7 protein-coding genes and 1 tRNA gene are annotated in these 9353 nt (G+C 33.1%); 5 read left to right on the top strand and 3 right to left on the bottom strand.

The window, feature by feature from the left end:
- Window positions 1-32: 32 nt before the first annotated feature.
- Window positions 33-533, bottom strand: coding sequence for a thiol peroxidase (gene tpx / locus Q0616_RS11825; protein WP_298777092.1), 501 nt, complete (start codon window positions 531-533; stop codon window positions 33-35).
- Between the two features lie 111 nt (window positions 534-644).
- Between tpx and Q0616_RS11830 the strand changes: the two genes are divergently transcribed.
- The 3 genes from Q0616_RS11830 (at window position 645) to Q0616_RS11840 (ending at window position 3301) form a co-directional block, all read left to right on the top strand.
- A complete protein-coding gene (locus tag Q0616_RS11830; protein WP_298777093.1) occupies window positions 645-1826 on the top strand; it encodes a pyridoxal phosphate-dependent aminotransferase in 1182 nt (393 codons plus the stop codon).
- A gap of 201 nt (window positions 1827-2027) precedes the next feature.
- A tRNA-Met gene (locus Q0616_RS11835) sits at window positions 2028-2101 on the top strand.
- Between the two features lie 147 nt (window positions 2102-2248).
- Window positions 2249-3301, top strand: coding sequence for an NAD(P)/FAD-dependent oxidoreductase (locus tag Q0616_RS11840; protein WP_171621811.1), 1053 nt, complete (start codon window positions 2249-2251; stop codon window positions 3299-3301).
- A 65-nt stretch (window positions 3302-3366) separates the two neighbouring features.
- On the opposite strand, the gene Q0616_RS11845 is transcribed toward Q0616_RS11840, so the two are convergent.
- The gene (locus Q0616_RS11845; protein ID WP_286484388.1) at window positions 3367-4752 is read right to left on the bottom strand and encodes a DUF5723 family protein; all 1386 of its coding nucleotides are present in this window, start codon (window positions 4750-4752) and stop codon (window positions 3367-3369) included.
- A gap of 181 nt (window positions 4753-4933) precedes the next feature.
- Window positions 4934-5725 carry a TIGR00266 family protein gene (locus tag Q0616_RS11850; RefSeq protein ID WP_171621813.1) on the bottom strand — a complete coding sequence of 264 codons (792 nt, stop codon included), beginning with the start codon at window positions 5723-5725 and terminating at the stop codon, window positions 4934-4936.
- A 146-nt stretch (window positions 5726-5871) separates the two neighbouring features.
- On the opposite strand from Q0616_RS11850, the gene Q0616_RS11855 reads away from it, so the two are divergent.
- Both Q0616_RS11855 and polA read left to right on the top strand, forming a co-directional pair.
- The gene (locus tag Q0616_RS11855; RefSeq protein ID WP_171621814.1) at window positions 5872-6204 is read left to right on the top strand and encodes a 2Fe-2S iron-sulfur cluster-binding protein; all 333 of its coding nucleotides are present in this window, start codon (window positions 5872-5874) and stop codon (window positions 6202-6204) included.
- Window positions 6205-6300: 96 nt separating this feature from the next.
- Entirely contained in the window at window positions 6301-9132 is a 2832-nt protein-coding gene (gene polA / locus Q0616_RS11860) for a DNA polymerase I (protein WP_260541946.1), read from the top strand.
- Window positions 9133-9353: the final 221 nt, after the last annotated feature.

Genomic DNA, 9353 nt, shown 5'->3' on the forward strand with positions numbered 1-9353 from the left:
AAAGTAACGCTTTTTGTTTATAAGTATTTTGATTATTTAATTGCTGCCAATGCCTGTTGATAATCTGGTTCTTGACCAATTTCTGGTACTTGTTCAGTATAGGCTATTTCTCCATTTGGATTAACAACTACAACAGCACGAGATAATAAACCATTTAACGGTCCGTCTACCATTTTTACACCATAAGCATTTGCGAATTCTTCATTTTTGAAATCAGATAATGTTTCAACATTCTCTAAGTCTTCGGCAGCACAAAAACGAGATAAAGCGAATGGTAAATCTTTCGAAATACACAAAACAACCGTATTTGGAGCAGAAGAAACTTCTTGATTAAATGTTCGTACAGATTGTGCACAAACTCCAGTGTCAACACTTGGAAAAATATTTAAAACAACATTTTTTCCAGCGTAATCAGCCAATGTTTTTTCACTTAAATCACCAGCTGTTAAAGCAAAAGTTGGAGCTTTTTCACCAACTGTTGGTAAACTTCCTCCCGTATGAATTGGATTTCCTTTAAATGTAATTTGAGCCATAATTTTTTGTTTTATTATCGATTTTTAATGATTAAAAGTAACAAAATTATACGGAGAATAAAGTATCTTCGCATTATTAAATTGTTACACTACAAATAACTCACAAATATTATGCAACTTTCAAAGCGTTTACAAAATTTGAAACCATCTGCAACAATTGCAATGTCTGCAAAAGCAAGAGAATTAAAATCACAAGGAATTGATGTGATTAGTTTAAGTATTGGAGAACCAGATTTCAATACGCCAGATTTTATCAAGGATGCGGCAAAAAAGGCAATCGATGAAAATTATTCAGGTTATCCTCCAATTGCTGGATATGCAGATTTGAAGGAAACGATTTGTAAGAAATTTAAGCGTGATAATAACATCGACTATTCTCCTAATCAAATCGTTGTTTCTACAGGTGCGAAACAATCTATTTATAATGTATTGCAAGCGATTGTAGACGAGGGAATGGAAGTGATTATTCCAACACCTTATTGGGTTTCTTATTCTGATATTGTCGAGTTATCAGGTGGTACACCAGTCTTTGTAGAAGGCGCTTTAGAAGCTGATTTCAAAATTACACCAATGCAATTAGAAGCCGCAATTACAGATAAAACGCGAGCTATAATCTATTCTTCTCCATGTAATCCTTCAGGATCTGTTTATACAAAAGAGGAATTAAAAGGTTTGGCTGAGGTTTTAGCGAAATATCCAGATATAATTATAATTTCGGACGAAATTTATGAACACATTGTTTATGGAGAGAAAAATGTTTCGATTGCATCTTTTCCAGAAGTATATAATCAAACCGTAACTGTAAATGGTTTAGCAAAAGCATTTGCAATGACAGGTTGGAGAATTGGTTTCATAGGAGCGCCAGCTTGGTTGGCTAAAGCCTGCGAAACCTTACAAGGTCAAGTAACTTCAGGAGCAAATTCTATTGCACAACGTGCGGCGATTACAGCTTTAGAATCAGATCCTAGCGCTGTTCAATATATGGTTGAAGCTTTTGCAGAGCGTCGCGAATTGATGTTAGGTTGGGCAAAAGAAATTCCTACATTTAAAGTAAACGAGCCAAAAGGAGCTTTTTATTTGTTTCCAGATGTGACAGCAACTTTCGGAAATACCTATAAAGGCGTAACAATAAACAATGCAGATGATTTAGCATTATATTTATTAGAATATGCACAGGTTGCAGTTGTTTCGGGTTCTGCTTTCGGATCGAAAAATTGTATACGTATGTCGTATGCAGCATCTGTTGATGAATTGAGAGAAGCAATGACACGCATCAAAAATGCTTTAGCGTAAATTGAAATTGAAATAAACACCAAAATCCTCAAGTTTTTCTTGGGGATTTTTTATGAATCAAAATATTATTAAAATAATTACGAAAACAACATTCAATATTTCAATTAATTAGCCTGTTTATGCTACTTTTTATTAAAAATATTTCAAAAAAGATTTGTTTTAATCGAAAATAACCTCTTATATTTGCACCACCAAAAACAAGGCGAGGTAGCTCAGATGGTTAGAGCGCAGGATTCATAACCCTGAGGTCGGCAGTTCGATTCTGCTCTTCGCTACAACTTCAAAGACAAATTCACAATTGAATTTGTCTTTTTTATTTTCATTAAATATTATTGGACTTCTGATGATAATCATCGATTAATCTATTCAAATTCATTAAATTTGCATTCAATTTAGTAGCGTTCTAAATAAAATCTTAAAAAATGATTCAAACAGATATAGTTATCATCGGGGCTGGTCCTACAGGGCTTTTTGCCGTTTTCGAAGCAGGTTTATTAAAAATGAGATGTCATATTATTGATGCACTTCCTCAACCAGGAGGACAATTAACGGAATTGTATCCTAAGAAACCAATTTTTGATATTCCTGGTTATCCTTCTGTTGGTGCAGGTGAATTGATTGATAATTTGATGGAGCAAATTAAACAATTTGAGCCAGGTTTTACTTTGAATGAGCAAGCAACGACAATTGATAAGCAAGAAGACGGAACGTTCATTGTGACGACTAATAAAGGAACACAAGTTCACGGAAAAGCGGTTGCAATTGCTGGGGGATTAGGTTCTTTTGAGCCTCGTAAACCAATGATTGAAAACATTGCAGACTATGAAGAGAAAGGTGTTGAGTATTTTGTAAAAACTCCTGAATTGTTTCGCGACAAAAAAATTGTGATTGCAGGTGGAGGAGATTCTGCTTTGGATTGGTCGATTTTCTTGGCTGATGTTGCTGCAGAAGTAACTTTAGTTCACAGACGTAATGAATTCCGTGGAGCATTAGATTCTGTTGATAAGGTTATTGAATTGAAAAAAGCGGGTAAAATTAATCTAATAACTCCTGCTGAAATTACTGGAATAAAAGGTGATGGAAAAGTAGAAAATTTGGTAATCGAAAAAGAAGGTGAAACTTTTGAAATTGAAACAGATTATTTTATTCCATTATTTGGACTTTCTCCAAAATTAGGACCGATTGCGAATTGGGGATTGGAGATTGAGAAAAATGCGATCAAAGTAAATAATGCATTAGATTATCAAACAAATATCGAAGGAATTTATGCGATTGGTGACGTTAATACCTATCCAGGAAAATTGAAATTAATTTTATGTGGTTTCCACGAAGCAACTTTAATGTGTCAATCTGTTTACAATCGAATGAATCCAGGTAAAAAATTTGTGTTAAAATACACAACAGTTTCTGGTGTAGATGGTTTTGACGGAACACGTAAAGAAGCCGAAAAAGCAGTTGTTAAAGCAATTGATTAAATGAAATAAAAATTTTATAGAAATATTTTTTAAACCTTTTACACATCGTGTAGAAGGTTTTTTTATTAATCACAAAAACATTCTTCTCTACTTCGTCTTTTAGCTTCATTATCCCAAAAAGGATAAAATTTTAATCCAAAATAAAAGTTGGCAGCATTCAATTTTTTCTGCTTAAAAACGATTGGAATTGCATTGTCACTTCCCAAAATTAGCGGTCCAATTCTTACATAACCACCAAAGGTTACATTCTCGTAATCATAGATAGAAAGAGAAGGACCTATTCCAAAACCATCTTTTTGTATGGTATAAGACGTTTGCAAAACATTTGTTCTTTTCAAACTATTTTCAAATACAGGAACTCGTTGTATCCAATTGATATTCCAATAATGATTTTCGATGATTTTTTTACTTAAATTAAGATGTAAACTCGTTGGTAAACCGATTGAAAAATTATTTCCCGTTTTAGATTGTGTTTCATCACCATAAACCTCTTTGCTCAAAATACCTAAATATTGATCAATGCTTTCAAAATCAACTCTATCTAAATTTGGATTGTTACGAAGTTGAACTCTTTGCGAAGGATTGTAGAAATGATGGTTGTCGCCTCTGAATTTCACCAAACCAACATCTAATAAATTGACAGAAAATTTAAAATCATATAGTTCGTCATTTATTCTTCTATTCACAAATGCAATTCCTAAATCTATTCCTATTCCATTTCCTCTATTGCGAAGAATGTATTTATCGCGATCAAAATCATAGTTAGTTGAATATCCTGCTTCTATGTCATAATTCGAAGCATAAATATCTGCATCAGGATTGTCAGTTGTACTTGTTATAGTTGGTTCTGCTTCAAGTTTTATTGCATTTTTACTTTTGATATATGCGCCGTCTAAACCTAAAAGATATTTAATATTTGCACCAATAATTACTTCAGAAGTGTTTGTTGTGTATAAATTTGTCGCAACATTTACGCCTAATTCAGCCCAATTAATTGCATTTGTATTTGTAGGTTCAAACGCATAATTTTTTGGTTCTATTTCATTCTGATTACTAAAACGAAAATAATTATCTAAATCTTTAATAGAACCTTGTGTACGAAGCCGAGTAAAAATACCAAATCGAAATGTTTGATTATTAATTCTCTTTTTAAAAGAAACGGAAGGTCCCATAATGTCATTTTCTAAATGATAAGAAATAGTATTTTTAGTTGTGAAATCTAAAATGTTAGAATGTGTTTCTCCTCTTATTCCAGCTTTGATATTGGCTGATTTTGTTTCACCTTTTATTAAACCTAATACATTTTGATCGGATATGTAAGCGTAATCATTTCTGAATAAAATATCCTCAGAAATAATATTTACATCCCATTTATTTGGATTGAAGTAGGAATTGGTTGGAGAAAATACAACTCCATTAATTCCGTTATATTGATCATTGCTAAATGACACTATATTTTGGCCAAAAACTAAATTTGAACAAAAAAGAATGATAAATAATAAGCATTTATTCAACTGAACTTTAATTTAATTAAAGTTAGTGAAAAATTAAATAATGATGAGAAAAATATTGTATAAAAAAATGAGTTTCACGTTGAAAATTATTTAGTAAGCTGTTTAATAAATAGTTGATTTAATCACCGTCAATTAATCTTCCTAATCCTCCTAATATAGAGCCTTCACCTTGAGAAGAACCACCAGCTGAAGGTGCATGAGCGATAATACGATCAGCCAAACGACTGAAAGGTAACGATTGAATATAGACGACTCCAGGACCTCTTAATGTTGCAAAGAAAACACCTTCTCCTCCAAAAAAAGTATTCTTGATTCCGCCTACAAATTCGATGTCATAATGTACAGATTGTTCAAAACCTACAATACAACCCGTGTCTACTTTCAGAACTTCTCCTGCTTGTAAAACACGACGATATAATGTTCCTCCAGCATGAATAAAAGCCATTCCATCACCTTCTAACTTTTGCATGATAAATCCTTCGCCACCAAAAAGACCAGTTCCTAATTTTTTGTTGAATTCTATTCCAACCGAAACACCTTTTGCCGCGCAAAGAAAAGCATCTTTCTGACATATAAATTTACCATTTACTTCTGGTAGATCAATCGGAACAATTTTTCCTGGGTATGGTGCCGCAAATGAAGCTTTCTTTTTTCCTTGTCCATAGTTGGTATAAGACGTCATAAACAAACCTTCTCCAGTTAACATACGTTTTCCAGCATTCAATAATTTTCCGAAAATTCCGCCACTTTGTTGCGAACCATCACCAAATATAGTTTCCATTTTTACGCCATCATCCATCATCATAAAACTACCTGCTTCAGCTACAACAGTTTCTTGTGGATCTAATTCAATTTCGACGAATTGCATTTCTTCGCCATATATTTTATAATCTATTTCGTGTGCATTCATTTTTTAAAATTTTATAGAATTAGTAGACAAAATACGGATTTCGTAACAAAACTTATTTAAAATTATTATTAAATATTAACCAATGAGGCATATTCTTTTTTTCAAGATAAACAATCCGTATTTTTGTATTACTTGAAAGAACTATTATGGCAGACATAAAAATAACAATTATAGACAGAGAAGGTGTTTCGCACGAAGTGGATGCACCAACAGATATGAATATGAATATAATGGAGTTAGTTCGTGCTTACGAATTAGCACCAGAAGGAACTATCGGCGTTTGTGGAGGAATGGCGATGTGTGCTTCATGTCAATGTTATGTTTTAACTCCAGAAATTTCTTTACCAGAAATGAATCCAGATGAAGATGCAATGTTAGCAGAAGCTTTTAATGTAAAAGAAAACTCAAGATTGGGTTGTCAGTTACATTTATCGGATGAAATGGATGGCTTGGTGATCGAATTAGCACCAGAATATTAAATTTTAGTTTTACGTAGTGCGTGATAAGTTCTACGTTTTTTTTATTAAAATATCGTTGAACTTAAAACGTTAGGCGTAATACTTAAAACTTATTAAATGAATCAATTAGATAAAAGACTTTTTTTGTTAGATGCCTATGCCTTAATTTTTAGAGGTTATTACGCATTTATCAAAAATCCACGAATCAATTCCAAAGGTTTCAATACATCAGCAATTATGGGATTTACCAATTCATTGTTCGATGTTATTCGTCGTGAGCAACCAACACATTTAGCCGTTGTTTTTGATGTAGGTGAAGCAACTGTACGTACGGTAGATTATGCAGATTATAAAGCAAATCGTGATGAAACACCCGAAGCGATTAGAGATGCGGTACCTTATATTCAAGAAATATTAAAGGCACTTTGTATTCCTGTTTTATATGCGCAAGGTTACGAAGCAGATGATGTAATTGGGACGTTAGCACAGAAAGCCGAGAAAGAAGGTTTTACAACTTATATGGTAACGCCTGATAAGGATTTTGCACAATTGGTTACAGATAAGATTAAAATGTACCGACCTGCAGCAAACGGTAAAGGAGTTGAGATTTGGGGAATAGAAGAAGTCAAAGAAAAATTTGATATTGATAGCCCAAGTCAAGTGATTGATTATCTTGGAATGATGGGTGATGCAGTTGATAACATTCCAGGATTACCAGGTGTTGGAGCTAAAACAGCAAGTAAATATTTGAAAGAATTTGGATCGATGGAAAATCTTTTAGCGAATACAGATAAACTAAAAGGGAAAGCCAAAGAAAAAATTGAAGAAAATAAAGAACTTGGAATTCTTTCCAAAAAATTAGCGACAATTTTGACGGATGCACCAATTGAATTTGATGAAGAAGATTTAACCGTTTGTCCGCCAGATATAGAAAAAATAACTGAACTTTTTACAGAGTTAGAATTCCGTAGAATGTTAGAAACAGTCTATAGAATTTATGGATTGGATGCATCTGGAATAATCAAGGAAGCACAGGAAGAAATATCAATTGCAAGTCAAGAAAACTCTAATCAATCTGCACAACAATCCTTATTTGATTTTACTTCGGATGAAGAAATTGTTCCTCAAAATTCAGCATTCACAGATATTTCAACAACCAATCATTTGTATCAATTGATCGATACAAAAAAAGGTCGTGAAATTTTGTTGCGAAATATTCTGAAACAAAAAGAAGTGACATTCGATACAGAAACGACTTCACTGGATGCATTGGAAGCAGAATTAGTCGGAATTTCGTTTTCTTGGGAAAAAGGAAAAGGATATTATATACCTTTTTCTACTGATTTTGAAGAAACAAAAACGATTATCAATGAATTTAAACCTTTCTTTGAGGACGAAACTATTTCGAAAATTGGTCAAAATTTAAAATATGATATCAAAGTTTTAGACAAATATGACATTGTTGTAAATGGTCAAAATTTTGATACGATGATTGCACATTATTTGATTAATCCAGATATGCGTCATAACATGGATGTGTTGTCGGAAACCTATTTGAGCTATCAACCTGTTTCAATCGAAAGCTTGATTGGAAAAAAAGGGAAAAATCAAAAGAATTTTCGTGATGTTCCGTTGATGGAGCAAACAGAATATGGTGTAGAAGATTCGGATATTACGAATCAATTGAAAAATCTTTTCGAACCAGAATTAATCAAAGCGAATACACACAAATTGTTCACTGATCTTGAAATGCCGTTGATGCAAGTTTTGGCTGATATGGAATTGGAAGGTGTGAATTTAGATGTTCCATTTTTGAAAGAACTTTCTGTAAAGCATGAAGCGAAATTAAGAGAATTAGAAACAAAAATTCACCAAGATGCTGGAGAAGAGTTTAATCTTAATTCGCCAAAACAATTAGGAGAAATATTGTTCGATAAGTTAAAATTAGATCCAAAAGCAAAGAAAACCAAAACTGGACAATATGCAACTGGAGAAGAGATCTTATCGAAACTGAAAGATAAACATCCAATTATTAAGGATATTTTAGAGTATCGTCAATTACAAAAATTAAAATCAACTTATATTGATGCGCTGCCAGAATTGGTGAATCCAAAAACGGGTCGCGTGCATACAACGTATGCGCAAACTGTGGCAGCTACAGGACGTTTGTCTTCTGTAAATCCGAATTTACAAAACATTCCGATTCGTTCGGAAGAAGGACAACAAATTCGTAAAGCTTTTGTGGCGAGAGATGAAAATCATGTGATTATTTCTGCCGATTATTCTCAGATCGAATTGCGTTTGATTGCGCAAATGTCAAAAGATCCTGCAATGGTAGAAGCTTTCAAACAAGGAGAAGATATTCACGCATCTACAGCAGCAAAAGTATTTAACGTCGCATTAGATGAGGTTACTCGTGAACAACGTAGTCAAGCGAAAACTGTAAACTTTGGAATTATTTATGGTGTTTCGGCTTTTGGTTTGGCAGAACAAGCGAATATTTCGCGTAAAGAAGCGAAAGTTTTGATTGATGCTTATTACGAAACTTATCCAACATTGAAAGCGTATATCGAAAAACAAGTGGAGGTTGCACGCGATCAAGGTTTTGTAGAAACATTGATGGGACGTCGTCGTTATTTGAAAGATATTAACTCAAGAAATGCTGTGGTACGCTCGCATGCAGAAAGAAATGCTGTTAATGCACCGATACAGGGAACTGCTGCGGATATTGTAAAAATGGCGATGATTCAAATTCAAAAAGAATTAAAGAAAAATTACCAAACCAAAATGATTTTACAAGTGCATGATGAGTTAATTTTTGATGTACCTAAAGATGAAATCGAAAAAGTTTCTGAATTAATTAAATCAACAATGGAAGCTGCGATGCAAATGGATGTTCCGTTGATTGCCGAAGTTGGTGTTGGTGCCAATTGGTTAGAGGCACATTAGATATATTTCGTCAGTTCGTGTGATTCTGATAAGAATTTTATCGAGAACTAAGAGGAAATATAAATTCGTCTAACTTCTCGATACTATTTTCTTTTTTTTAAAATGAAAATCACTCGAAGTGACGATAGTAGCATATCAACAATATAGTTTTTAATATAAAAGCGTTACTTTTAGACTGCACCCAAAAGTTTGGACAGATTAAAAATTAATAATTATAAAAA

The sequence above is a fragment of the uncultured Empedobacter sp. genome, assembly GCF_937930195.1.
Taxonomy (GTDB): Bacteria; Bacteroidota; Bacteroidia; order Flavobacteriales; family Weeksellaceae; genus Empedobacter; species Empedobacter stercoris.